This window comes from Amycolatopsis sp. NPDC114478, from assembly GCF_055633805.1.
Genome location: NZ_JBVKDO010000013.1, coordinates 215024 through 239081, shown reverse-complemented (window position 1 = coordinate 239081; position 24058 = coordinate 215024). Strand labels below are relative to the sequence as shown.

Annotated in this window: 22 protein-coding genes; 7 read left to right on the top strand and 15 right to left on the bottom strand. The window is 69.7% G+C overall.

Translation table 11 applies throughout. From position 1 onward, the window contains the following. Positions 1 to 165: 165 nt before the first annotated feature. From ACZ7OH_RS32290 to ACZ7OH_RS32280, 3 genes are read right to left on the bottom strand one after another with little or no spacing between them, the layout of a single operon-like run. Positions 166 to 597: a hypothetical protein gene (locus tag ACZ7OH_RS32290; protein ID WP_470284278.1), complete on the bottom strand. Its 432-nt coding sequence runs from the start codon at positions 595 to 597 to the stop codon at positions 166 to 168. 8 nt (positions 598 to 605) lie between these two features. Beyond that, positions 606 to 839 carry a hypothetical protein gene (locus tag ACZ7OH_RS32285; protein WP_470284277.1) on the bottom strand — a complete coding sequence of 78 codons (234 nt, stop codon included), beginning with the start codon at positions 837 to 839 and terminating at the stop codon, positions 606 to 608. A gap of 14 nt (positions 840 to 853) precedes the next feature. Then, positions 854 to 1087: a hypothetical protein gene (locus ACZ7OH_RS32280; RefSeq protein ID WP_470284276.1), complete on the bottom strand. Its 234-nt coding sequence runs from the start codon at positions 1085 to 1087 to the stop codon at positions 854 to 856. Positions 1088 to 1318: 231 nt separating this feature from the next. Between ACZ7OH_RS32280 and ACZ7OH_RS32275 the strand changes: the two genes are divergently transcribed. Together ACZ7OH_RS32275 and ACZ7OH_RS32270 are read left to right on the top strand one after the other, a co-directional pair. Beyond that, on the top strand, positions 1319 to 2164 hold the full coding sequence (locus tag ACZ7OH_RS32275; RefSeq protein ID WP_470284275.1) for a lipase family protein: 846 nt from the start codon (positions 1319 to 1321) through the stop codon (positions 2162 to 2164). Next, positions 2161 to 6525 (top strand): caspase family protein, encoded by a 4365-nt coding sequence (locus ACZ7OH_RS32270; protein ID WP_470284274.1) that lies wholly within the window; start codon positions 2161 to 2163, stop codon positions 6523 to 6525. The genes ACZ7OH_RS32275 and ACZ7OH_RS32270 overlap by 4 nt, the downstream gene beginning before the upstream one ends. Positions 6526 to 6535: 10 nt before the next feature. Here ACZ7OH_RS32270 and ACZ7OH_RS32265 read toward each other — a convergent pair whose 3' ends face one another. The 8 genes from ACZ7OH_RS32265 to ACZ7OH_RS32230 are packed head-to-tail and all read right to left on the bottom strand — an operon-like array spanning position 6536 to position 16897. Next, positions 6536 to 6982 (bottom strand): hypothetical protein, encoded by a 447-nt coding sequence (locus ACZ7OH_RS32265; RefSeq protein ID WP_470284273.1) that lies wholly within the window; start codon positions 6980 to 6982, stop codon positions 6536 to 6538. After that, positions 6970 to 8943: a hypothetical protein gene (locus ACZ7OH_RS32260; RefSeq protein ID WP_470284272.1), complete on the bottom strand. Its 1974-nt coding sequence runs from the start codon at positions 8941 to 8943 to the stop codon at positions 6970 to 6972. Before ACZ7OH_RS32260 ends, ACZ7OH_RS32265 begins: the two co-directional genes overlap by 13 nt. Continuing rightward, positions 8943 to 11360, bottom strand: a complete 2418-nt coding sequence (locus ACZ7OH_RS32255) for a hypothetical protein (protein WP_470284271.1) — start codon at positions 11358 to 11360, stop codon at positions 8943 to 8945. Before ACZ7OH_RS32255 ends, ACZ7OH_RS32260 begins: the two co-directional genes overlap by 1 nt. Positions 11361 to 11372: 12 nt before the next feature. Then, positions 11373 to 11678 carry a hypothetical protein gene (locus ACZ7OH_RS32250; RefSeq protein WP_470284270.1) on the bottom strand — a complete coding sequence of 102 codons (306 nt, stop codon included), beginning with the start codon at positions 11676 to 11678 and terminating at the stop codon, positions 11373 to 11375. Continuing rightward, positions 11678 to 12769 (bottom strand): DUF4417 domain-containing protein, encoded by a 1092-nt coding sequence (locus ACZ7OH_RS32245; RefSeq protein WP_470284269.1) that lies wholly within the window; start codon positions 12767 to 12769, stop codon positions 11678 to 11680. Before ACZ7OH_RS32245 ends, ACZ7OH_RS32250 begins: the two co-directional genes overlap by 1 nt. Continuing rightward, positions 12766 to 13866 carry a ParB/RepB/Spo0J family partition protein gene (locus tag ACZ7OH_RS32240; protein WP_470284268.1) on the bottom strand — a complete coding sequence of 367 codons (1101 nt, stop codon included), beginning with the start codon at positions 13864 to 13866 and terminating at the stop codon, positions 12766 to 12768. The genes ACZ7OH_RS32245 and ACZ7OH_RS32240 overlap by 4 nt, the downstream gene beginning before the upstream one ends. Next, the gene (locus ACZ7OH_RS32235; protein ID WP_470284267.1) at positions 13863 to 14717 is read right to left on the bottom strand and encodes a replication-relaxation family protein; all 855 of its coding nucleotides are present in this window, start codon (positions 14715 to 14717) and stop codon (positions 13863 to 13865) included. The genes ACZ7OH_RS32240 and ACZ7OH_RS32235 overlap by 4 nt, the downstream gene beginning before the upstream one ends. Before the next feature lie 5 nt (positions 14718 to 14722). Then, positions 14723 to 16897 (bottom strand): type IV secretory system conjugative DNA transfer family protein, encoded by a 2175-nt coding sequence (locus tag ACZ7OH_RS32230; RefSeq protein WP_470284266.1) that lies wholly within the window; start codon positions 16895 to 16897, stop codon positions 14723 to 14725. 187 nt (positions 16898 to 17084) lie between these two features. Here ACZ7OH_RS32230 and ACZ7OH_RS32225 point away from each other — a divergent pair, with 187 nt between their 5' ends. After that, positions 17085 to 17489, top strand: a complete 405-nt coding sequence (locus ACZ7OH_RS32225; RefSeq protein ID WP_470284265.1) for a histone-like nucleoid-structuring protein Lsr2 — start codon at positions 17085 to 17087, stop codon at positions 17487 to 17489. A 33-nt stretch (positions 17490 to 17522) separates the two neighbouring features. Here the strand turns inward: ACZ7OH_RS32225 and ACZ7OH_RS32220 are convergent, their stop codons facing one another. Beyond that, on the bottom strand, positions 17523 to 18023 hold the full coding sequence (locus ACZ7OH_RS32220) for a hypothetical protein (protein WP_470284264.1): 501 nt from the start codon (positions 18021 to 18023) through the stop codon (positions 17523 to 17525). A gap of 668 nt (positions 18024 to 18691) precedes the next feature. Between ACZ7OH_RS32220 and ACZ7OH_RS32215 the strand changes: the two genes are divergently transcribed. Next, a complete protein-coding gene (locus ACZ7OH_RS32215) occupies positions 18692 to 19348 on the top strand; it encodes a pentapeptide repeat-containing protein (protein ID WP_470284263.1) in 657 nt (218 codons plus the stop codon). Between the two features lie 48 nt (positions 19349 to 19396). Here ACZ7OH_RS32215 and ACZ7OH_RS32210 read toward each other — a convergent pair whose 3' ends face one another. The 3 genes from ACZ7OH_RS32210 to ACZ7OH_RS32200 form a co-directional block, all read right to left on the bottom strand. After that, a complete protein-coding gene (locus ACZ7OH_RS32210) occupies positions 19397 to 19711 on the bottom strand; it encodes a hypothetical protein (protein ID WP_470284262.1) in 315 nt (104 codons plus the stop codon). Between the two features lie 106 nt (positions 19712 to 19817). Beyond that, positions 19818 to 20807 carry a C40 family peptidase gene (locus ACZ7OH_RS32205; protein ID WP_470284261.1) on the bottom strand — a complete coding sequence of 330 codons (990 nt, stop codon included), beginning with the start codon at positions 20805 to 20807 and terminating at the stop codon, positions 19818 to 19820. Continuing rightward, positions 20804 to 22804: a hypothetical protein gene (locus tag ACZ7OH_RS32200; protein ID WP_470284260.1), complete on the bottom strand. Its 2001-nt coding sequence runs from the start codon at positions 22802 to 22804 to the stop codon at positions 20804 to 20806. The genes ACZ7OH_RS32205 and ACZ7OH_RS32200 overlap by 4 nt, the downstream gene beginning before the upstream one ends. Before the next feature lie 156 nt (positions 22805 to 22960). On the opposite strand from ACZ7OH_RS32200, the gene ACZ7OH_RS32195 reads away from it, so the two are divergent. The 3 genes from ACZ7OH_RS32195 to ACZ7OH_RS32185 are packed head-to-tail and all read left to right on the top strand — an operon-like array spanning position 22961 to position 24023. Further along, positions 22961 to 23329 (top strand): sigma factor, encoded by a 369-nt coding sequence (locus tag ACZ7OH_RS32195; protein ID WP_470284259.1) that lies wholly within the window; start codon positions 22961 to 22963, stop codon positions 23327 to 23329. Beyond that, positions 23278 to 23469 carry a sigma-70 family RNA polymerase sigma factor gene (locus ACZ7OH_RS32190; RefSeq protein WP_470284258.1) on the top strand — a complete coding sequence of 64 codons (192 nt, stop codon included), beginning with the start codon at positions 23278 to 23280 and terminating at the stop codon, positions 23467 to 23469. Before ACZ7OH_RS32195 ends, ACZ7OH_RS32190 begins: the two co-directional genes overlap by 52 nt. Then, complete coding sequence (locus tag ACZ7OH_RS32185) at positions 23466 to 24023, top strand: hypothetical protein (protein ID WP_470284257.1); 558 nt, start codon at positions 23466 to 23468, stop codon at positions 24021 to 24023. The genes ACZ7OH_RS32190 and ACZ7OH_RS32185 overlap by 4 nt, the downstream gene beginning before the upstream one ends. The last annotated feature ends 35 nt before the right edge of the window (positions 24024 to 24058 follow it).

Below are 24058 nucleotides of genomic sequence, written 5' to 3'. Positions count from 1 at the left end.
CGGGACTTCAGCGAAACAGTTGCACCGCCGCACACCGGTGCGGCGCCGACCGTTGGGACGGGTACTGGCCCGGACTGCAGGACTGCCTGATCTTCGACCTCACGATCGACACCGGCTTTCCGGACTTCAACCGGCTCTACGCGAAAGCGACGTGGGACCATCTCGTCACGTCGCTGGCGGATCACCGAACGCTGATCGCCAAGCCCCGTCGATGTGCAGATCGGCCCGCGCGAGGGTCACGAAGCTCTCGATCGCATCGTGGAGCTTCTGCCGGGCAGCATCGCCGTCACCACGGTAAGGTTCCTCCACGGTGCCCCCGAAGCCCGGGCGACTGGAGTCCTGGATCATCCGAACGGTGTCCATTAAGGACCGCGCTGCGGCGAGCAGCCTTTCGAGGATGGCGTTGAGGTTGTCGCCTCCAAAGAACGTGGCCTGGACGACAGTGTCCTCGAGAGTGTCGAACGCCGGCTGCGGATCAACCGGCACCCGGTCGCGCCAGACCGGGATGCGGTGCAGCCGATAGGCGGCGAGGGTCACCGCGGGGAACAGCTGCCCCTTCCGCTGCAGCACCAGGTAGCTCTCGGCGCCGTCGTCCAAGCCGGCTGTCATGGGAAGTCGTAGCCCAGGTTCGTCGCGACGTCCTCGACGAAGTTCTGGCCGTCGATGCGCGCGTCGCGGTCCTGCACCTCCCATGCGGCGTCATCGATCGCGTCGCCGCCGTCGCCGAGCGCTCCGGCGACCAGGTTGACCATTTCGCGGGCCTCGTCCCTGTCCAGATCGTAGTGCTGGGCCGCGCGTCCGGCGGCGTAGTCCAAGTCGTCGTCGGTGTGCTCGTCCATGCTCACTCCAGAATTCAACGCAGTGTTGCGCCGGCCGGACGCAATACGATCCGCACTTCGGCTCCTCGCCAGGCACCGGCGTCGGTCGCTGTGGCCGCGCGATAGTGCCAGGCCGGGTGATTCGAACTGGCCAGGGTTCGACGACACCGACAGATTTCGGTCCGCCACCAGCCAGGATGGATCCTGAGGCGGCCCTGCTGGGGTCCGATCGCCGCCTGTGCGCGCTCGATGATCTCGTCGAGCGTCACGCCGCGGACGAGCAGCTGACCGTGTGCTTCACCGTGATCAGCGACCCACTCGACGGTTTTGAGTCTCGGAGCTGGTTCTTGCATGTGTCTTCACCGCCTCGTCGGTGAAGACACGCCGTTGCCGGGGCGGCTCGATTCAGGGACGTCAACCAGGCCGCCGACGACAGCGGGTCGGGCGGCGCAGACGGTGCTATACCTGAGGGGCGAACTTGGGGGGTGCAGGTGGCGAGGGTGGTCGCGGTCCACGGGATCGGTCAGCAGGTGCTGGGCGAGGAGATGTTGCTGGCCCGGTGGTGGCCCGCCATGGCGGACGGGCTGCGGAGAGCGAACGGGACTCTGTCGCGAGCGGACGTCACGGTGGCGTTCTACGGAGATCTCTTCCGTCCCGCCGGTCAGCTGCTCTCGCCGGGCGAACCGCTCTACGGCCCTGATGATGTCGACGAGGGTCTGGAGCAGCAGTTGCTCTTGGCGTGGTGGCGCGCGGCCGCGGAATCCGACCCGGCCGTGGTCCCCCCGGACTCGACGGACACGCTGCCGGGCACGCCACGATCGGTGCAGGCCGCGTTGCGTGCGCTGTCGGCGTCCAAGTTCTTCGCCGGGCTCGCGATGCGGGCGATGGTCTTCGACCTGAAGCAGGTGCGTCGCTACCTTCTCGACCTCGATCTGCGCGAGGAAGCTCGTGGCCGGGTGCTGGCGGCGGTGGACGACGACACCCGGGTGGTGGTTGCGCATTCCCTGGGCTCCGTCGTCGCGTACGAGGCGCTGTGCGCCCGGCCCGGGCACTCTGTGCGGTCTCTGGTCACGCTGGGATCGCCCCTGGGCATCCCGAACCTCATCCTGCACCGGTTGCAGCCACCACCGTCTGGACAGCGCGGGGTGTGGCCGGGCGGCCCCGAGCTGGTGTGGACGAACATCGCGGACGGCGGCGACGTCGTGGCCCTGGTCAAGGATCTCCGCCCGGTGTTCGGCGACGCGGTGCGCTCGGCACTGGTCCACAACGGTGCCCATGCCCACGACGCGACGGCGTACCTGACCGACGTGCTGTGTGGCGAAGCGATCGCGGCAGGCCTGGGATGACCGCGCCGGGTCCCGGTGAACCGCGCCGGTTCCTCATCGCGACCACCGTCACCCGGTATCCGAAATGTCCGGCCTGGGACCGCCCCGGCCTGGCCGAGGCTCGCGAACAGATCATCGAGCTGTTCACCCGGCAGCTCGGTTACCGGCACCACGCCGCACTGGGACCCGACCCGACCCGGGCCCAGCTGACCGACCGGCTCCGGGCGTTCTGCAAGGCGCCCGACCGGAGCGAAGAGGACCTTGTGGCGGTGTACCTGTCCGGGCACGGTGAGGTGCTCGGCGACGGCGGCGAGCACGTGCTGTTCACCGCCGACACCGACCCCGACGACCTGGCCTACACGACACTGCCGACTGTCGAGCTGGCCCGGGTGGTCCTGCGCGACACGAAGGTGCGACGGCTCCTGCTGATCCTGGACACCTGCTACTCCGGGCAAGGCGGCAACGAACTCGCGGCCGTGGCGCTGGAACGCATCGGCGCGCAGTGGCGTACCGACCTCGGGGCCGGGCTGGCAATCGTCTCCTCCGCCCAGCCGCACCAGCAGGCCCGCGCCGGCCTGTTCCCCCTCCTGTTCGGCAAGGCGGTGAACAGCCTGGCCACCGCCGGACACAGCCCGGGCACCCTGTCGGTGTCCACCGTGGTGCAGCAGATGAACGACCAGCCCGACCGGCCGGGCTTCCAGCACATCAGCCTGTGCCTGATCGGGCTGACCGGCGAACCGCCGCCGTTCCTGGCGAACCCGCGCCACGACACCCGGCTCACCGACGTCGACCTAGCCATCCAGCACGCCGCTGAGTTCGACGCGCAGGCCCGGCGACGGGACACCGAACTGACCACCCGACTGCTCGTCCGCGCCATGGGCTACCACGGGGACGCCGAACAAGGGTGGTGGTTCTGCGGCCGTCACGCGGCACTCGGCGATTTGGTGGGCTGGCTGCGCACGCCGTCGAGCCGTTCGTCGGCCTGCCGCGTGGTGACTGCCGGCCCCGGCTCCGGCAAGACCGCCGTACTGGGCTTGCTGGCCGCTCTGTCCCACCCCGAGCGCCGCCGCACGGTCCCGCTCGACGCGCTCGGGCTCGGTGCGCACCTCGTCCCGGACGAGGGCGCGATCGACGTCGCCGTCTACGCCCAGAACCTCACCGACGCCGACGTCGTCCACGGCATCGCGGCGGCTGCGGCAATCCACGCCGACACCGTCGGCGAACTGCTCGACGCCCTGGACGCACGCACCGGCGAACGACCGTTGACCGTACTGGTCGACGCTCTGGACGAGGCGGCGACGCCCGAAACCTTGTGCACCCAGGTGCTGCGGCCGCTGATCGACCACGCCCGGCAACGGATCCGTCTTGTCCTGGGCACCCGCCCCTACCTGCTGGACCGCCTCGGCGTCGTGCCGGACGAGCGCGTCGTCGACCTCGATTCCCCCCGCTACGCCGATCGCGCCGCCTTGCTCGCCTACACGGTCCGGACCCTGTTGGAAGCCCATCCGGCCTCGCCCTACCGGCGCCCGGAAACGCGGGTCCGGGCGGTGCTGCGCGAGGTGGCGGAAGTGGTCACCGAGGCAGCGGGCACCTCGTTCCTCGTCGCCCGCATCACGGCCGGCACCCTCGCCGCGGCCGACGACGTCGTCCGGAATCCGCGCGACCCCGCGTGGCGCGCGGACCTCCCGCGGCTACCGGGCACGGCGATGCGCAAGGATCTCACCCGGCGGCTCGGCGCCGACGCCACCAGAGCCGCGGACCTGTTGCGCCCCTTGGCCTTCGCCGAAGGCCAAGGTCTGCCGTGGGAGGACATCTGGGCGCCGCTCGCGTCCGCGATCTCCGGACGCTTCTACACCGACGACGACCTCGTGTGGTTGCGCCGGACAGCCGGCTCCTACGTTGTGGAAGCCGCCGAATCCGCGCGGTCGGCCTATCGCCTGTATCACCAGGCGCTGGCCGAGTACCTGCGTGAAGGCACCGACGCCTCCGCCGTCCACGCGGCCTTCGTCGAAGTGCTCGTCGCCCGGGTGCCCTACCGTGTCGACGGCTCTCGCGACTGGTCCCGCGCTCATCCCTACACACGTCAGTACCTCGCCGCGCATGCGACGGCGGCCGGCCGGCTGGACGAGCTCCTCGACGAGCCGGAGTACCTGGTCCACGCGGTCCCGGGTGGTCTTGCCCGTCAGCTGCGCCACGCCCGCGGCGACGAAGCCCGGCTCACCGCGACGGTCTACCGCACCTCCCTCGGCATCCACGCAGCACATGCTCCTGCCGTTCGTCGCCAGGTCCTCGCGCTTGACGCGGCCCGCGCGGGCGCGGCCACGCTTCGGCAGCGCTTGGCCCGGCATGCCCCCGCGAGTGGCTGGACCCCCAGGTGGGCCACTAGAAGCGGCTTCTCAGCCGCGCTATGCGAAACCCTGACCGGACACGTCGGCGCCGTGCGGGCCGCCGCGTGCACGACCGTGCACGGCGCGCCGGTCGCCGTCACCGGCGGGTCCGACGGCACCGTCCGGGTCTGGGACCTGGCCACCGGCGTCCCGATCGGGCGTCCGCTGACCGGCCACGACGGCTCTGTCCCGGCAATCGCCTGTACCACTGTGGATGACGCTCCGGTCGCCGTGTCCGGCGGCGCCGACGGCACCATGCGGGTCTGGGACCTCACCACCGGCGCACCCCGCGGCCGGCCCATGACCGGCCATCCCAACGGAGTCCTGACCATCGGCTGCACCACGCTCGACGGCAGGCCCGTCGCCGTCACCGGCAGCGGCAGCGACACCGACCTGCGGGTATGGGACCTGAAGACCGGTAGACTGATCCGCCAGTTCGCCACCGGCGACCACTACCAGGTGTGCTCCGTGGTGTGCGCCGAAGTTGCCGGAATCCCCGTCGCTGTCACCAGTTCAGGCACCTCGGCCGCGACAGTGTGGAACCTGTTGAACGGGTTGCCGGCCGGGCCGTCCAGCATGGGTTCCACAAGCGATCCGTGGGCGTTGGCCTGCACGATCGTCAACGGCAGGCCAGTCGCCGTCACCGCCGAGCACGATACGGTCCTGACGTGGGATCTGGCCACCGGCCGCCCGATTGGCCGCCCCATGACTGGCCACGGCGGCGCGGTGCTTGCGGCGGCGTGCACCGAACTAGACGGTTCTCCCGTCGCCATTACCACTGGCGCCGACGGGACGGTCCGAGCCTGGGACCTCGTCACCCACACCGCCGTCGGACCCGCTCTGACCGGCCACACCGGCGGAGTGTCGGTAGTCGCCTGCGGCACCGTGGACGGTCTACCCGTCGCCGTCACCGGTGGCAACGACAACCGCCAAGGCCTGGCCACCGTCGGCGGCAACTCCGACGAAGGCCCCTTGCGGGTGTGGAACCTTTCCACGCTCCGCTCGGCCGGCCCGTCGCCGACCGCTTCCGGCGAGCCGGTGTGGGCGGTGGCCTGCTCCACGGTCGGAGGAACCCCGGTGGCCCTCGCGACCGGCGGCCGCCGCGACCTGGGACGTCCCACCGGCCTTGAGGGAGACAGCTCGGTACGGATCTGGAACTCGGTCACCGGCGCCCCATTCGGGCGCTCCCTGGTCGGGCACGACGGCCAGATCACGTCGGTCGCGTGCACCACCGTGGACGGCGCCCCGATCGCAGTCACCACCGGCCACGATCAGACGGTACGAATCTGGGACCTGACCTCGCGAACCGCGCTCAGTCCGCCCCTCGTCGGCCACCACGGTCACATCACGTCCGTCGCGTGCACCACCCTGCACGGCGTACCGACCGCCGTCACCGGCGCCCTCGACGACACGATGCGGACCTGGAATCTCGTCGAGAGAGCGGAATCGGGCCGACCGCTGCCGACTCGCTATCCCCTTTCGCCGGTCGCTCTCACGTGCGCAGTCCTGGACGGAAGGCCGGTCGTCGTCACGGTCACGACTGCCGCCCGATACGGCGAAAACGGTCAAATGCAGCTGTGGGACCTGAGCTCCCGCAGCTTGATCACCCGTCTCGAGCTCGATCACGAGGGTGCGGTCTCCTCGGTCGCCTGCACGGTCGTGGACGGCACCCCCATCGCCGTCACCACCGGCCACGACCACACGGTCCGACGGTGGGAGCTGCCTTCCGGTACCCCGGCAGGCCCGCCGCTGCACGGCCATTCCGGCCCGGTGTGGGCCGTGGCATGCGCGCACCTGGACGGCGTCCCTCTCGCGGTCACCAGCGGCCATGACGACACAGTCCGATTCTGGAACCTGCGCGCCGGCCAAGCCGACGGCCTCCTGGCCGTACCGAGCCCCCGATCGATCGCGCTCAGCGCGACCGGCGATCTCCTCGTCGCGATGGGCAACGACGTGGCTGTCTTCAACCGGCTGCATCAGCCCTCGCCGCACTGAACCGGGGTGGTCAATCGTGCTCGAGCCCCTCGATCTCAGCACGCCGCTCGCCCGCGAGGGTGGTCACCCACGTATCGAAGTCCTGCAGCCGGGCGAGTCGATCGTGGCGGGCGGGCTCGACGCGCGCGTGCTGGCCACTGACCAGATCGAGCGCCAGACCGCCCCCGTCGACCCGAGCGTCGGCGACGTGAAGCGCGCGGCGACGCACGACCTCCGGGTCAAAAGCCGGCAGCCCGTCGCGCGAGGCCGCAGGTGCGACGAGCGGGCGGATCCAGACGACCGCCGGGTCATCGCGGTCACGACGGGCGTGCCGCGCAAGCGCAGCGCGGAAAACCTCGACTCCGCCCTCGAACACGACCAGTTCTGCTCCCGGCAGATCGTCACCGACGTCTTGGCCGCTGCCGCGAAGCAACTCGCCGAGCGTGGTCCAGAGCGCGTCATCGGTCAGGTGCTGCATAGCGTGACGACCTCCTCGATCGGCTTACCGGCGATGCTGGCGACGCCCTTGCCGTGCAGGAGCGCTTTGATCTCGTCGCGTTGCGCGGTGGTCTTGCAGAGGATGCGGCTGGGGCCTTCGACGCCGAGCAGATCGATCCCGTCGGCGAACATGACCTCGTTGCACGCGCTGGTGAACTGAGCGATGGTGAACGGGTTCCGGGTCAGCGGTGTTGCCGCGTAGTCGTCGGCCTTGGCCGGGTTGATCACGCCGAAAGTGTCGGCGTTCGCGCCGTAGTAGTCGGCTCGGGCGAGCAGCCGCTCCGGTTGGTCCCAGACCAACGTGGGCCCGTCCGTGAGCGATGAGCTCGGGCTGACGCGCACGAACACCGAGCTCGCACCGCCGGTGAGCTTATCCACATCCTCGCTCTTCCCTATGCCTGTGCCGGTTCCCATCGTCGCGCGGCGTTCAGTGGAGGCCAGGACGCCGGTGGCCAGCATCGCCTTCAGCCCATCGAAGGACGTCGAGTGCGTCAGCGATCGTCCGGCGACCGTCGCTTTGAGTTTGTCGGCGGCGTTGCCCACGTCGAAGCGTGTCCAGGCGAGCCAGCCGGCCGAACGCCGGGGTGTCGGGTCGTAGCCGGGGCTCGCGGCGAGCGCGGCGCCGTCGGTGAAGCCGGTGGCCTTGGCAACCGCGTCGCGCAGGACCTGGACCTTCGCCGGCAGTGCGCGGGTATGCGCCTCGAGCTGGATGTCCTTGGCGAACTTCGCCAGTTGCGCGTCGCCCATGCCGACCGCCTGGTGGGCGCGTTCGTGGAAGATCTCCTGCCGGACCATCTCCTCGAGGTGGTCCCCGGTGACCTGGGCGGCCGCGACCTCGGCATGCGCGCCGAGGCTTTGCGCGGTTACGTTGGCGGCGAGGTAGCTGTACTCGCCCTCGGCGCGGGTCATCGGCCGGTTGGCGAGGTTGAGCTGACCGAGCCTGCGGACGACGTCGGGCCCGTGGCCCTCCCCCGCGGGCGCGATGATCTCGAGCCGGCCGCGCAGGCTGTACTCGCTCTCCGCCGGGTCGTTGACGCCGTACGGGCGGTACACCGCCTGGTAACCCTCGCCGAGGTCGATCGCGTACTCCTTGCCCAGCACGCCGGTCGCGCGGCCGCCGTCCCAGCTGGCCTGCCCGGTGTCGGCGTCCAGCGTCGGGTTGATCCGCGTCGCATCGCGCAGCACCGCGACCGCGGCGCTGCCGAACGCCTCCGACGGCAGGACCGGGACCATGACGGTGACCATCGCGGTGCCTTCGTGCAGGAACGGCGTGACGTGGTCGACCGGTGCGCCGGAGAAGACGGCGTGCTGGACGGCCTGGAACTGGGCTACGTAGTGGTCGAGCATCGCCTGCTCGACCGGCGAGACGTCGCCGAGGTCGCCGGCGAGTCCTTCGATGGCGGTCTTCGCGGCGTCGATCTTCGCGGCAGTCGTCCCCGGTGTTGCGCCGGAGGTGAGGGTGCCGTTGACGATGTGGTGGTTGACGCTCTTGGCCGCCGTGATGATCTTGTCGGCGACTCCGTGCTGCTCGTCGATCGGTAGGCGGCCGGTGACCTGCTGCTCGACCTGCGTCGGGACCATCTCCGGGCTGATGTTCAGCGCGTCCAGGAGCTTGGCCTCGGCGTCCTCGTCGACGCGGGCGTGCAGCACCGTGCGGGGCCCGTGATCACTGGCGTAGCTGACCAGCGTGGCAGTCGAGGCGAGCAGGTCGGCGCCGCCGACGAGGACGGGTTCGCCGTAGGCGTGCCCGACGTCCGGGGTCAGCGGGATCGGCGTCACCGGGAGCTGACCCGGTTCGAGCGGCAGCTCATCGACGACGGTCAGCGGCGGTTCGCCGACGTCGTCGTCGGTCTGGATCGGCTCGTCGACGTCACCCTGCTCGCTGCTGCCGGCGGGCGCGAGAGCGTATGGGGTGTGAGTGGTCTTGGCGTTGGTGCCCATCAGCCTTTGCCGAAGTGCTGCAGGGCCGCGGCGGAGGCGATCTTCAGGTCGCCGGTGAAGAACTCGACGAAGTCGCGCCGCAGGTTGTTCTTCCGCTCGACGGCGTGGTCGAGGAAGGCCTCGGCGATCTGCTTGGTGGTGACCGCGGACTCGGCGATGCCGAGGGGCTTCGCCGCGCGGGCCCGCATGGGCGCGACCCAGGTCAGGTTCTGCGCGGCGCCGGCGTGGGCGACGGTGTGCAGGGTGGCGCGCCATTCGGCGTCGGGGACGGCTTCTAGCCGGCGGATCACCGAGTGCGCCGCGGCCGGGTTCACCTGCACGCCGTTGCCCAGCTGGCCGGTGAGGTGGGCGTCGTAGACCTGGTGGTAGACGGCCGTGGCGCTGGGCCGGTAGCCGAGTTTCAGCTTGTCGTGGCCGAAGTTCTTGAAGGCCTGGCCCTGGTCGATGGGGACGAGGCCGCCGGTGCTGGTGCGCAGGACGTTGTCGTGGTGGGCGTCGTGGTTGCCCAGCGCCCAGCTGGCGACGTGCAGCCGGACGATCTCGTCGACGTCGGCCTGCGACCAGCTCGACGCGCTACCCGAGATCGGCTTCGCGCCGGCCAGCAGGGGCTGGACGCTGACGGGGTGGCCGTCGACCTTTGTGGCGTAGACCGGGACGACGGGCAGCCCGGCCCGGGCGGCGAGACGAGAGGCGGCGACCTCGGTATGCGTGATGGCACCGGCGTGCGGCTTGCCTTCGCGTTTCGCGATCCAGGTGGCGCCGTCGGGTCCTGTGTGGAGGGTCTTGGGGTGGGTGCCGCCGAGGTTAGCCGGTGTGCCCGGTCCGAAGTCCCACGCCGCGACCGCGGCGGCGTCCATCGGCTTCGGGACGGCGGCGTGGGCGGCCTGGGCCTGCTGCAGCGCGGCGACCAGCTGAGCGTGCTGCATACCGAACCGGCTGCTCGGCTTGGCAGTCGGCGTCGCTTTCGCGGGCGTCGGAGCCGGCGAGTTGACAGGCTTGACCACCGACTTCGGCGCCGGCAGCTCGTTCTTGACCGCGGCGACGACCGCGCTCGAGTTGCTCACGTGGCCCTGTAACAGCTTGCCGAGCTGAGACTTGGTCGCCACGGCGGCTTGCGCCGCGGTCGTGACGCCCGTGTCGCTGAGGAACTTCCGCAAGGCGCCGACCTTCAGCTCGTCGGCCCACGCGAGCACCTTCGCCTGACCGGCCTGCATCACCGCCTGGTTCAGCGGAGCCGCGGCGAACGTGTCCCACGAGACCGCGGCCGCGTGGACTTCGGCGATCGCCCGCAGCTCCTGGACCAGGGCTCCGGCGTTCGACGCGTCGACCGGACCGGCATCGAGCGCGGCGCTGACGTTGGCGGCGCAGGTGGCGGAGTTAGCCAGCAGCGCCGTTCGTTCGGCGACGGTGTCGGCGATGTCCTGGCGTTCGACAGCCGGCGTCGACGCGCGCATCAGCTGCAGGACGTGATGCGCATCGAGCGTCTGAAGCTGTGCGTCGGTGATTTGACCGTGGTCTTTGGCTTCTGCCACGGCGTTGCCGAGCTGGGTGGCGGTGATGGCGCCGAGCAGTTCGTCGACGTGGTGGCGGGCCGCCGCGGTCGCGGTGCCGTAGTCAACGCCCGATTCGAAATTCTGCGCGGTGGCGATCCGGTTTTCCAGGCGCAGCAGCTGAGCGACCTGCTCAGGTTTCGCGTCCGCGCCGAAGTGGGCGACCACCGCTGCGGCGGTGTCGAAGTCGTACTGGACTTCGGCGAGGTCGGCTTCGGTCGCCAGCCAGCTGTCAAATCCCCCCGGCAGTGCGGATGACGCCGCCGCGAGGTCCCACTGGCCGAGTGCCTTGCCGTTGATCTCCTGGCCGGCGCAGAGGGCGTCGTGGCGGGCCTGCGCGAGGGCCTGGATCTTCTTCTTGGCCTCGGAGTCGGCTGGCATCGACGGGTCGAGCCACACCGCGAGTGGGTGGGGCGCGTGCCCGGTGAACCCGACCAGCTCCGGGTTCTCGAACCCGGCCGCCGCCGCGGCCGCCTCGAGCTCCTCGGGGGTGAGGCCGGCCAGGTACTCGACGGTCAGCGCCTGCAGCTGCTGCTGGTACGGGGCGGCCGCGGTGTCGGAGAGCTGGCTCTCGGCGGCGAGCGCCGTGGCGACAGCGGCCGAGAACACGCCGTAGCCCTCGACCGGGTCGTCCGGTAGGTCGATCGCGGGTGGGCCGTGCGGGTCGTCGGGGTCGATACCGCCGGCCACGATGCCCGCCACGAACTTGAGGTTCTCCTCCGCCGCGTTCGCCGGCTCCACGGCGTAGGCGCACACCGCGGCGAGGTGCTGCAGGATCGCGTCATCTGCCGACGCCGGCGCCTCGGCGAACGCACCGGTGGGCGCGACGGCGTAGGCGGCGTGGCCGGCTTTCGCGTTCGTTCCCATACCCGCCGCCGGTCAGCGCGCCGATCCGAGAAGGTCGTCCAGCTGCGCTCGCACCACATCAGCGAGCGCACCGGCCAGAAGCGGCTCGACTCGCACTGCCGGTGCGCTCGGCGTCTCGGCCCACCCGGCGATCCGCTCTGCGACCTCGGCGGTGCCTGCGCCGACCAGCCGTTCGCGCCAGATCCGGCCGGCGACGTGCTCCCGCGGGACCCATTCGACGAACACCTCGGGCACGTCGAGGCCAAGGACGCCGACCGGGGTGCTCGCGATTCCGAGCTGCGGTGACCAGCCCAGCAGGACCCAGATCTGCCGCGCCATCACACAGCCGTCCTGGTGGTGACGGTGCTGTGCGGCAGCAGCGAGGCCATGAACCGGACGGAGCGGGCGAAGGCGTCGGGAATGCGGGCATGGACGTCGTGGCGGCCGGTCTCGGTCATCACGGCACCGTGCAGCGCGTACTGGGCCGGGTTCTGGCTGATCACGACGAGCTGGTCGCCGAACAGCTCGAGCGCGATCCCGACCCGGTCGCGCCGGGACAGCCCGGTCAAGATCACGACCAGCTCCGGCGTGGTGTTCTCGGCCAGCCAATGCAGGCCGGGCAGCACCCAGCTCTGCCAGTTCGCGTTCTCCCGCACGGTTTGGACGTTGACCGCGACCGCGGCCGGGTCGGCGGCGACGATCCAGTCCGCGATCCGCTGCAGGTCCTCCAGCCGATACCAGTACAGATTCGGCACGGTCGGGACGCCCGCCGCGGCGAACTCGGCGGCAATGATGAGCGAGCGGCGCATGTTGATCAGGTGCTCGGCCCGGGGCCAGTTGCCGTAGATCGAGTAGTTCGGCGCCAGCACCAGCCCAAATTTCAGTGCGGCGATCCGGGCGATGAGCTCGTCGCGGTGGCGGGCAGTCCAGAACGCTTCCACGAGCGGGTCTTCGCCGTATCCACTCAGGACGGTCAGCGCGGTGTCCGGAACCTCGAGGATCTCGGCGGCGGTCCGGCCGTCGGTCCACCGTGGATAGAGCGTGTGGGTGCGGGGAGAAAACACCCGTCGCAGCCCGACCGCGTACGCCGGCCACCGCACAACCTCATCCAGCTCGGCGACGCTGGAGCCGTCGACCTGCGGCACGAAGGCCGGGATCGATGCCGGCAGCGGCGCGGCGACCGTGAGGTCGTCGAACTCGAGCGTGCCGCCGACGTCGCGCATCCAGGCGTCGATGTCGGTGCGGGAGCCGCAGCGGATCGGACAGACGCGGCAGTCCGAGCGGGCGCAGCCGCAGTAGGCGCAGTCGGAGTTGCAGCCGGAGCACAACGGGGCGATCGAGACCGCCGGATCCGCGTCGACGTACCAGGGGCAGATACGGCAGTCGCACCGCGCGGCCGGCGCGGTGGGCATGCCGAGGAATGTGCTCATGCGGCTGCTCCCTTGTGGATGACGTCGAGAAGCTGTTCCAGCAGCAGCGCGAGCGAGCCGCGGTCGTGCTCACCCAGTTCGGTGCCCTGGACGAGGGCGAGAAGCAGCTGGCGCAGAGCTGCGAGCGCGCGTTCGACGAGCCGGGCGTCGATGCCGGCGACCGGCGCCTCCGGCTTCGCGCGGAGCTTGTCGGCGCGGGCGGCGTCGGCGTGCTCCTGGAGACGCTCGGCTTCGTCCAGGGCTTGCTCCGCGCTCAGCTCGATGTCGGCAGTGGCGGCAGCGAGCGCGGTGGGCAGCAGCCGTGTCCGGCCGGTGTTCTTGACCGCGGCCCAGATATCGGCGGCAGCTTGCTCCCGGCCGCGGCGCAGCTCGATGAACCGGATGCGGGTGTGCAGCGACACCTTCGCCTCGTCCATCTCCTCGGCGACCTCGCGCGGCATCTCGGCGAACGCGCGCACCAACTCGCGGGCCTTGCGCGGGCTCAGCTGCAGGCCGAGCCGGGTCAGCACCTCCGCCCATGGCGCGGCGCAGCGCTTGTCGCTGCCGCGGATGCGTTCCATCGCCGCGAAGCGGGCGATCGGGTCGTCGATCGCGTAGACCTCGGCTGGAACGGCGTGCCCGCCGGCCAGGAGCTTGCCCAGCAGGACGGCGCAGCGATCGAGCACCAGCGCGGCGGCGAGCTCGCCGGGCCGCAGGCTCTCCCGGGCGAGATTCTCGACCAGCTGCCAGATCCGCCGTTCCTCGTCGGACAGCGGGCCCGGGCAGACCACGGCGGGCAGCGCAGCGAAGTGCGGGTTGTCCGGCCGGTTGACCGCGCCCCACCGGCACGCGCGGAGCCGCCGCTCCCCCGCGGCCAGCTTCATCGACGGATGCGTGCCGTCGCCGGCGTCGATCTCCTCGACCAGCACCGGCTGCAGCACCCCGACGTTGGCGATCGAGGAGATCAGGTCCGCGAGGTCGGCCGGCGTGGTGGCGTCGCCGGGCAGCCGGCCCTGCAGCTCGGTGAACGGTGTGCCCTCGCCGCGGAGCGGCAGCAGCGCGAACCGGCGTTGCCGCAGCCGCGGTGACAACCCGAACTGCTGGACGACTTCGGTCATGACAGCCTGCCGAACACGCTGACCCATCGCGGGTCGCCGAGCAGCGACATCGCCACGGGCTCCAGCGGGCCGTGCTCCCGGAGCCGGACCAAGGTCGTCACGACCATGTCGACCCGTCCGGCGGCCGTGCTCACAACGGGCAAGGCCTGGGCGTGGGCGCGCAGGTCGGCGAGCCGCCGCTCGAGCACGTGCTGCTCGGCTCCGGACAGGACGATCAGGACCCGCGGAAAGCGCGGGTAGCGCTCCCGCCATGCCGGCCTTCGGCTTGCTCCGGCTGGGGTGTGGTCGTGATAGCGGATGTAGCCGACGAGCTTGCGGGCCAGCCGGGCGACCGGCATGGTCGCGCGGTCCAGCTCGACGAACAGGGTCCGCTGCGTCCGGCGTCCGGCCTCCTCGAGCACGTAGTGCAGGACGGCGTCGGCAATCACGACCCCGCGCCGGTCCCCGGACCGGTCACGGAATTGGTGGGCGACCTCCGGGGTCCAGGACAGCGGCCCGCACTCGTGGCCGCGCTCCCGTGCTGTTTCGACGAACGCGAGACCGGTCTCGACGACGTCGAAGCTGTGCTCCTGCAGCAGGTGTGCCACTGCGGTGCCCTGTAGCCGGTAGGCGCGGGCATCGACCGTTCCGGCCGCCTCGACGGCCTCTGCTCCGGCTGGGGTGACGTGCCAGGTGCGGGGCCGGTGTTCCCGGGTGATCCGGTCGGCCAGGCCGGCGCGGCGCAGGTCGGCGAGCTTCGCGCGGACGGTGACAGGGGACCGCGCCGGCGCCACCAGGCGCCGGACCTGCTCCGTGGACGCCAGCCGGTGCCAGTAGAGGACGGTCAGGGCTTCGCGTTGGAAGACGTCCACGGCGGTCACTCCACGGTCGAGGTGAGGTCGATGCCGGCGCCGCTGCCGCGCGTCGGCGGCCGTCCGCGCCGGGGCTGCGGGGCTGGCTGCTCGGCTTGCAAGGCGTCGAGGATCCGGTCGTCGAGGTCCTCGAGCTCGTCGAGGACCGCGCCGATCGGGCGGCGGGCGAGGTTGGCGTCGAGGGCCTGGTCGACTTCGTCGTTCCACTCGGGGTGGTAGTGCTCGGCGTACTCGTCGTCGACGTGCAGGCCGCGGATCTTGAACGGGGTCGTGCGCTGGCCGCCGAGGGTGATGGTGACGACGTGGTGGAACTGCTCCAGCTCGGTCACCGTCGCCGGCTGCACCAAGCCACCGAACTCCCGGGCCACGGTCCTCGCGCCATCGATCGCGGCGGCCGAGGTCATGAGCAGCGACTGGTTCTGCAGCAGCGCCCTGCGCGTCTCGGCGGCGAGCCGGTCGGGCATCTGGTTCATCGCGTGCAGCGCGACCCCGTACTTGCGCAGCTGCTCGAGGATCGCGGCGAGGTAGCCGCGGGAGGCGCCGTCGACCGCGGCGAGCTCGTCGACGAAGGCGTCGCACCTGCGCCTCTTGTCCGCCGGGGTGTCGGCGCGGGAGCGGCCGGCGCGGAACAGGTCGTAGATCATGAACGAGGTGATCAGCTTGTTCGTCTCGCCGGTGCCGGTGGTGCAGACGAACACGATCCGACCGGTGTCCATCGCGCGCCGGACGTCGTAGGTCGTGACCGAGGAGCCAAGGAACGCCGAGAGCGTCGGGCTGGTCCGCAGCCGGTTGATGATGTTGGTGACGACGGTCGTGGCGTCCGGGGCGAGCTTGGGGAAGGAGTCCGTCCAGTACCTGCGCACGGACGGCTTCAGCGCCGGCAGGACGGACTCGCGCCAGGTTTCGTCGTCCAGCAGCGTCGGGATCTGGAAGATCGTCGGCGCGCAGCCGGCGGGCACGCGCATGGCGAGGTAGCAGAGCGCCTCGCAGGCCTTGGTGAGGACCGACTTCGCCCGTGGTGCCGCGTCGCCCCAGCCCAGCGCCGCGGCAAATGAGGTCACCACGGCGTCGACGCGGTCCTCGATGTCGGACTCGGTGAAGCCCTGCATGCTCAGCGGATTCCAGCCAGGCAAGCGCTTGCTCCGGCCGCGGACGTCGAGGTTGACCTCCCACAGCCGCGCCCGCAGCGCCGGGTCGGACAGGTACGGTTTGGCGCGTTTCCAGCCGTCGGCGTGCGGGTCGAGAAACCAGACACCGCCGCCGAGCCGCGCGATCTCGATCGCCTGGGCCAGGGCTTCCTCGGTCTTCCCGAAGCCGGCCTTGCCGAAGCGGGCGGAGAACAGCAGTTCGCGCAGGGGCACGCCGACAAGCCGCTCACTGCCGTTGACGTCGGTGACGTAGCCGAGGCGCACCAAGCCGGTGCCAGGCCGGTAGGTCGGGACTTCCCGCGGCGCGGGCAGCACCCAGCCACGGCTACGGGCGATCACCGGCGACTGGCACCGGCCGGAGGCTGGTTTCAGCAGCGCGGCGATTTCACTTGTGGTCACCAACGACCCCGGACGCGGCTTGGCCATGCCGGTCTCGAACCGGCGATCGAAGAGCCTGCGCACCAGGATGGTGTCGGCTCCGAAGTGCCAACCGAAGATCCGAGGGCCCCGAACACGCCAGTAGTTCTCGCCGCGATACACGTCGAACGCACCGATCACACTCCGCAAGTGCGCCTGGGCTCGCCCCGGGATCTCCGACTGCGCGCGAATCAGCAGCTGAACAGCGAATACGGGTTCATCCGTCGCAAACTTGTTCCTCACTCGCTGCGCCGTTTTCGTCGCTGTCCGGTATGCGCCGGCGGCCCGCGCAGTCGGCAGGAATTCGCCGAGCAGATCGGTCAGGACCTCACCAACAGTCCGGAACAACCCCCAGCCAAAGCCGCGTTCTTCGGCGACCTGCCTCCCGTGGTGGCGGATCCGCGCCGGTGTAAGCGGGATCAGGTCAAGGCAGACGTCGACCGACTCGCCGAGATCCGGGCGTACGTCACCGAGCGCGTTGGCCAATGCCTGCAACGGATCGTCGGGCCGGACAGGCATAGCCGCCAGCGACAGGTGCGCCGGACGAGCCAGCACGAGCTCCGCACGTGCAACTTGCAGATCCGCATTGCTCCTTGCCGCCGGTTGTGGATTCACGGTGGCTTCTCCTCGCGCAGACGCAGGTTTCCTCGAAGCCACGCACGAACGTGGTGTATTTGATACAGGACGGGGGAGATATCTCCCCAAACCGATCGGTATGGATATACTCCACAGTGGAGCACGTCATTCGTGTGCTCGGTCACAACCGCCAGAACACTGGTATATACCGCTTCAAGGAGCAGGAATGGCCCAGAAGGTCCTCGTCGAGATGCTCGACGACATCGACGGCACCCCCGCCGCCCACACCGTTCCGTTTTCGCTCGACGGCGTGACGTACGAGATCGACCTCTCCGACGACAACGCCGCCGCCCTGCGTGACGAACTCGCTCGGTACATCGCCGCCGGCCGCCGCACCGGTGGCCGCAAGGTCCGCGTCGCGACCGGCCAGTCGACTACCAGCTCGACCGACCGCGAACGCAACCAGCAGATCCGCGCCTGGGCGAACGCGAACGGCTACGAGGTCTCCGAGCGCGGACGTTTGTCCTCCGAGGTGATTTCGGCCTACGAAGCGGCTCAGGTCACCGAGGCTGAGGCTCCGGCACCCCGCAAGCGCGCGCCGCGCAAGAAGGTCGCCGCCACCAAGAAGTAGCCGTGCGGTGGCCAGCAGATCACTGGGGAGAGATCACCGCTGTCGTCCGGTTGGCGGCGAGGACGTTTCACCCTCGCCGCCAACCGGAACCGCTTCTTCGCGGGGCACCACCCGCCGGATTTCGACGTCCGGATAAACGAGCTTGTTGAGCACGCCGGTCACGGACTCGCGCCCCTCCACGCTCATCACCATCTTCCCGTACTCGGGTTCCGTGCTGAACCGGATCCGCACCCCGATTGCGCCCTTGGGAACCCAGCCGTGCACCGGCCGCACCCGCCCAAGCTGATGCGCGAAACTCAGCACGGCTTGCGGCGACGGATCGAAGCCGGCGGTTGGCAGCAGGTCGAACCGGACACGGGAGCGGAGGTGGTGGGAACGGAAGTGTCGGTGGAGGACGAAGACCGCGATCAGGATCGCGACAGCGCCGCTGGTCACCCACCACAACGCGCCGCTCGCGAAGACGTCGCCCAGACGGAGCGCCTCCGGCGCACTGTTCCTAAGCATGGCCTGGCGGCCATGCGTGCCGGGGAACATGTCGGAATTAGGGGCCAGCCCCGAATCTTCAGCACGACCAGCGCAAACCGCACGGCTGACTAGGCTTACGAACGCGCTGCCAACGCACGGGCCAACGAGCATTGCGCTCCGGTTTGTCGACGTCATCGCCACGCCTTCCCACTTGCTATTGTCATGAGATCAAGACAGGTGGCTAATTCAGGCGATTCCATGCGACGGGGCGCGGGACCTTCGACCGTTGTGCCGGGCGAGCGGCGTGTCCCGCAAGATGCGATCATGAAACTTCCTGGGCTGGCTAGTAGCATTCGCGCGCAGCTGCGACATCCATGGCTGATCGCAGCAGCTTCACTGATCGGCTCCGTCGGTTTCGTACTACAAGTCCTCGGCCCGCGGTCGTGGTGGCTGACCACCAGCGAAGCGCAAGGCTTGCGGGGCAAGGAGCAAGCTGATGCTGTCAACGCCGTACGACAGACGGTCTTACTAGCTTTCGCTGGCGCAGCGACGTTGAGCGGGCGGCATTCACCGCGAGATCTTTTGTCCTGAATCGTCGCGGGCAGGTCACTGAACGGTTCCACAAAGCCACCGCTCAGCTAGGAGCATCGTCCCCGGAGGAGCGATTAGGTGGAATCTACGCGCTCGAGCACGTGATGAGGGAGTCACCTAGGGACCACGCCGCAGTCCTGGAACTGTTGTGCACCTTTGTCCGGGCACGCTCGTCAGCACCGACTTTCGCCGACGACGCCGAACCAGATCCTCCATGGCAGAGGCCCGATGAGCCGCCGTACCCACCCGAGCCGAAAAATCTCGACGAAGACGTCCAAGCCATCATCATCGTCATCGCCCGTCGACCTGACCGGCCAGAACATCATCGGCCGATACTGCTCGGCGCCTCACTTCCCCGCCTTTCGGCACGCCATCACAAATTCGAACGACCGCCTCGGCTCTCGCGGGTGTATCTGACCCGAGCCGATCTCCGCCGAGCTGATCTGAGGGGCGCCGATCTCTCTACGAGCATCCTCAACTACGCCGACGTCCGAGGCGCTTCGCTCGGAGATGCTCAGCTTCAGAACTCCCATTTGTACCGCGCAGATCTGCGCGAGGCCGTCTTTGAAGGTGTAGACCTGACCGGCACCGACCTGTCCAGCGCGAACCTTCTCGGCGCCGAGGGTATCAGCGCCGAGCAGCTTGCTGGCGCGGTGATTGACGCCGATACCATCTTACCGGCAGAACTGCAGGACGACCCGTGGGTCGCAGCTCGTCTGCGTGCGTGCTCGGCAGCACAGGAGGCTGGAGGCGGAACGATACGTCCGGCCCCCACACCGAGGCTGTCCGCCCCGGCGACGTGAATCGCCGCTGGTGTTTCGGCGGCGAGTCGTACGACCTGAAGGCCGTGGTCAGCTCTGGGGCGAGACGTAGATCGACTCGTACGGGGAGAGTCCGGTGCCCTCGAAGCCGTAAACGGCATACGGTGCCTCGATTTGGTTGTCCGGAGGGAAGACGAGGTAGGCGTTCTCCGGGACTTTGACGAGTCCGCTTCCTGCGTTCGCGCTGTATTCAACGACCAGTGTCGTGCCCGACGCGTCGACGTAGTGGGCCGGGAAGCCCCATTGGTTCGTCGCCGCGCTGATCGCGGTCATGAAGGCTGAGGCGTCTCCGGTGAACTGAACAGCGGCGTACCGCTGCGGGGTCTTGACGTAGTAGCTCGTCATCTCCGCTCCGATCCTCGTGAGGTATTCGAAGTCGTCCGTGGCGCGTGGCCTGTTACGGCGCCTAGCGAGGCAGCAGTGTCGGCCACGAGAGCCACCTGGGTCTGTGTCACCGCGCCGGCCGGGTGGCGCCGAAGACCCTTCCGATGCTGTCGACCTGAACGGGTTTGCCGAAGTCCGGCGCATTGATCATCGAACCGTTCGTGAGGACCAGCCCGACGTGGGTAACGTGGCTCGGACTGGTTCCGAAGAAGACAAGGTCCCCCGGCTCAAGCCGGTCACTGGCGATCCGCGGTCCCGCGAAGTACTGGGTCTGCGCCGTACGGGGAAGGTCGATCCCGCCTGAGGCGTACGCCGCCTTGGTCAGCCCCGAGCAGTCGAAGCCCGGATCGCCGTTGGCGGGTCCATCACCGCCCCAGACGTACGGCAGACCGAGCTGGTCGCACGCGAAAGCGATTGCCAGCTGAGCCGCGTGGTTCGGCGCCTGCACGGATGCGCAGTTGTAACGCTGCGCCTGGTCGAGCACCTTCCGGACGTACCACTCGGCGTGGTTGTAGGCGAAGATCGCGGCGTGCAGGTCCCGGCCTTCGCGTGCTCCGGAGTCGCAGAGGTAGGCCGCGGCGGCGTAGATCGCATCGTGAGGGTTGTAGCGCGACGGTGGATGCGCTCCACCCGGTGGAATCGGGTGGCGGGCGACGACGCTGTCGAACGTGGGCTGCAGGAACTGCATCGGACCGCCGGCCTTGGCGCTGTTCTCCCCGCTGTGGACACCCGGCAGCTTCGACCGCCCGTGATCCGTTTCGACCTTGCCGATCGCAGCGAGGATCGACCAGTCGAGCCCGGGACAGGTCCGCGCAGCCTCGCGGTAGAGCGTCAGGTAGTCGGCGGGGATATCGGCAACGGCACCTCCCGTCGGTGCAGCGGCGGAGCTCGTGTCGCCGGCGCCGGTCAGCGCGGTCAGCAGGACGACGACAATGAGCACGCAGACCGCGGGCGGTCCGAAGAACAGCAGGGCCGCGAGGCATCCCCAGCGACCTGGGTGCCGGCGCACGTGCTCCCGCGCTACCTCGGCTGCCTGCACGACGAGCAGCGGGTTCATCGGCTGTCACCAGCTTTACCGAGCCGGTCGCGCAGCCGCTTAATCCAGGGAACCGGCGGCGGCAGCGTCGCGGGCGGCAACGACACGGGCAAGACGGGCGGCTTCGCCCGAGATCCGCTCGCGCCAGCAGCAGCCGCCAGGTCGCGGCCGGTGAACTCCGGCTTCCTCCCGTCCGCAGGCGGAGTCACCTCGGCGATTTCCGCGGCCAGATACGTGGGTGCAGGCTGCTGACCGACCGGCCGGTTACCGACGGCGGTGAGCACGGTGGCGGCGGCATGCCACGCCGGCAGCGCACCGGTCGCCGCGCCGAGATTACCTGCGTACGCGGCCGTGTATGTCTTCGCTGCGTCAGCTCGGCGCGCCAACGCACCTTTGGCGGCACCCGCCTTCGCTGTCAGCGCGGTCTGTGCACGATGAGCGACCTGCGGCCACGAGACCGGCGCCCCAGCGGTGTACTTCACGACGTTCGCGCCGACACGGCCGCCGACGCGGCCAGCTGTGACCAGCCGTTCCTTCAACTTCCCAGCGGGTGCGAATGTCTCGGCGAATGCCGAGGTGCCGGCCTTGATGGTGCGAGCGAGCCGGTCCGGACCAGCGGGGACGACGGGTGTCGGCAGGGCCTTGGCGGCGCGACCAGGGCGAGCCAGACGCTGCATGCGCTCGTTCACCTGGCCACGGACACGCTGCAGGTTCGCGGTGAGGCGTTTGCGGAACAGGAAGCCGGAGAAGACGACGAGGTCGATGACCGCGAAGCGAACGAGCTGAGGACCGAGGTCGGCCAGCATGAGGGTGCGCAGCAGCACGGTCATGATGGCCAGGAAGGCCATGCCGGCCAGCAACCTGGCGATGGTGGCAGCGATCGAGCTGACCCGGTAGGCGAGCTGGTGCTGCATCGAGGGCACCAGCGCGGCGACCAACGCGAGTGCGAGCAGCAACCCTTCGAACAGCAGCAGGTAGGGAGCAAGGACCTGGACGGCGTTCAGGCAGACCACCAGGATCGCGAAGAGGAGCATCGCGATCGCGTACAGCCAGGCCCCGAGGGCGCGGTCGCCGTCGGCGACCTCGTTGTACTTGCCGTAGTCGCCGGGGCATCCGTCGAGCTCACGGGCCTTGGTGCTGTCGTCCTTGCTCGACCAGGGCCCGTCGTCGAGGACCCTCTTGACCGAGTACTGGCAGGCGCCTTCGATGCCTTTGACGCGGCTGATCGGCGTGCCGTAGTTGAGCGTCTCCCAGGGCGTGACGAGGAGGTTGTCGATGAACGCTTGGCCGATCGGCGCGGCCGGGTTTCCGGTGCCGCCGGGCTGCTGGCCCATGATGACGCTGGAGACGTCGGCGCCGAGGTCGCGGCTGAGGGAGAGAACGCCATCGTCGCCGATGAGGAAGTCGACGGGGTGGGTGAGGATCGCGATGGCGAGGACGTTGACCGCGATAGTGGACGCGGTCTCCCGCCACGCTCGGGTGGTCAGGCCGCGGGCGAACAGCAGCCCGAGGTAGCAGGTGGCGACGAGGAGGGCGATCTCGCGCAGCTTCAGCGCGCCGATGATCGAGGTCTGCCAGATGCCTTCGAGGTCGCGGGCCGGCGCCTTGATCCAGTCGAAGACCTGAGTGGAGGCAGCCCATTCGGTGAACCAGACCGAGAACCCGACCGCGTACTTGCCGACGGCGAAACCGATGTTGCCCAGCCACAGCCAGATCGCCGGCATCGGGTTGTCCAGCAGCGAGGGCAGGTTGGCGAAGAGGTCGTAGTTGTGGAGATCGCGGCCGTAGCCGTCGTCGATGCTGAAGATCCCGCCGAGATGGACGTGATGGCCGGGGGCGTCCTGCAGTGGCAGTGGTGGCGCGTCCGGATCGGGCTTCGGCGGGGCCGGCTGGTTGCCGGGGATCCACAAGCACGTCGGGTACGGCTCGCACGGGTTCGCTGTGGTCTGCGCTGTGGCCACGACGGGATTCAGCAGCGCGATCGCGATGGCGATCGTCAGCGCCAATGCCAGCCTCATCGACCCTCCCGTCGCACCGTCGTGCTTCAGACAGGGCTCCGGTGGGGCGGTTTCATGCAGGTCAGCGTGCGTGGCGCAGCGTTCTGGAGATTCGTTGGGACGATCATGCAACGGTCTGCCGGTGTGGTCTCGTATGTACCGGCGAGAGGGGTGATCGTGGCCGATCGATGGGAGTTCAGCCAGGTCGCGCGGGACCGGGCCGTCATCTGGCGGCGGGAAGCGCTCCTGATGTGCGGTGACTGGGCACTGGCCGAAGACCTCGTCCAGACGGCGTTGCTACGCCTCTACACCCGCTGGCAACGCATCGACCCGGGCGGCGTCGACGCCTACGCCCGCCGGGTCATCGCCCGGCTGGCGATCGACGAGTCCCGCCGCCCGTACCGCCGCGCCGAGCTGCGTCACGAACTACCGGACACACCGGCCGCGAGTGCGGAGCAGGCGGACGCGCTCGACGTGCGCGCCGCCTGCAGCAGGTGCCGCCGCGGCAGCGCGCGGTCCTGGTGCTGCGGTACTTCAGCGACCTGACCAGCACCGAAGTCGCGAAGGTGCTGCGCATCTCCGAAGGCACCGTGCGATCGCAGACCGCGCGCGGTCTCACCACACTCCGGCAGCTGCTCGGCGAACCCGCCACGGCGACCGGCCCGACCGAGGGGAGTACCCGATGACCACCGACGAGAAGGACCTGCTGGTCCGGGCGCTCGGCGCCGACGAACCTCCGCTGCAGCTGGACCTCGACGCTCTGGAGTCCCGCGGGCAGGCTCGCCGGCGACTCCAGGCACTGATCGGCGTCGTCGCCGCCGTGGTCGGCCTCGCCGGTCTTTCCGTCGGCGTGATGCTCGCCGCCGGCGGGCACAGCGCCGTCGACACCGCCGCCCCGGGCAGCCTCCTCGCGCCGACCGAACGAGAGATCGGGTACTGCTACCGCACCGCCGACATCGGCAGCACCGCACCGAACCAGCACGTCGCGATCGGCGTCGGCGGCCGGGACGGTCGCGTCGACCTGACCGGCGACATCATGCAGATCTGTGGCGACAGCTGGCAGTCGAACGTCTACGACTTCCAGCCGCGGCAGCCCGGAGCTACCTCCTACCGGATTCCGCAGCTCGTCGCGTGCGTCCTTACCTCCGGGGCCGCAGGCGCCACCGAAGGCGCGGTGGGAGTGTTCCCGGGCACTGCGAACACGTGCGCGGAGCTCGGCCTGCCGGTCGCCCAGTTGTGATCCGCTGACCTGGACGCGCGCCTGACGCTGCGCGG

Bases quoted from the DNA above. Each gene is read 5' to 3' on its own strand.
- ACZ7OH_RS32285 (WP_470284277.1), bottom strand. From the start codon at position 839: ATGGACGAGCACACCGACGACGACTTGGACTACGCCGCCGGACGCGCG.
- ACZ7OH_RS32240 (WP_470284268.1), bottom strand. From the start codon at position 13,866: ATGACCGAAGTCGTCCAGCAGTTCGGGTTGTCACCGCGGCTGCGGCAA.
- ACZ7OH_RS32270 (WP_470284274.1), top strand. From the start codon at position 2,161: ATGACCGCGCCGGGTCCCGGTGAACCGCGCCGGTTCCTCATCGCGACC.
- ACZ7OH_RS32255 (WP_470284271.1), bottom strand. From the start codon at position 11,360: ATGGGAACGAACGCGAAAGCCGGCCACGCCGCCTACGCCGTCGCGCCC.
- ACZ7OH_RS32185 (WP_470284257.1), top strand. From the start codon at position 23,466: ATGACCACCGACGAGAAGGACCTGCTGGTCCGGGCGCTCGGCGCCGAC.
- ACZ7OH_RS32265 (WP_470284273.1), bottom strand. From the start codon at position 6,982: ATGCAGCACCTGACCGATGACGCGCTCTGGACCACGCTCGGCGAGTTG.
- ACZ7OH_RS32200 (WP_470284260.1), bottom strand. From the start codon at position 22,804: ATGAGGCTGGCATTGGCGCTGACGATCGCCATCGCGATCGCGCTGCTG.
- ACZ7OH_RS32220 (WP_470284264.1), bottom strand. From the start codon at position 18,023: ATGTTCCCCGGCACGCATGGCCGCCAGGCCATGCTTAGGAACAGTGCG.
- ACZ7OH_RS32225 (WP_470284265.1), top strand. From the start codon at position 17,085: ATGGCCCAGAAGGTCCTCGTCGAGATGCTCGACGACATCGACGGCACC.
- ACZ7OH_RS32245 (WP_470284269.1), bottom strand. From the start codon at position 12,769: ATGAGCACATTCCTCGGCATGCCCACCGCGCCGGCCGCGCGGTGCGAC.
- ACZ7OH_RS32260 (WP_470284272.1), bottom strand. From the start codon at position 8,943: ATGGGCACCAACGCCAAGACCACTCACACCCCATACGCTCTCGCGCCC.
- ACZ7OH_RS32205 (WP_470284261.1), bottom strand. From the start codon at position 20,807: ATGAACCCGCTGCTCGTCGTGCAGGCAGCCGAGGTAGCGCGGGAGCAC.
- ACZ7OH_RS32250 (WP_470284270.1), bottom strand. From the start codon at position 11,678: ATGGCGCGGCAGATCTGGGTCCTGCTGGGCTGGTCACCGCAGCTCGGA.
- ACZ7OH_RS32210 (WP_470284262.1), bottom strand. From the start codon at position 19,711: ATGACGAGCTACTACGTCAAGACCCCGCAGCGGTACGCCGCTGTTCAG.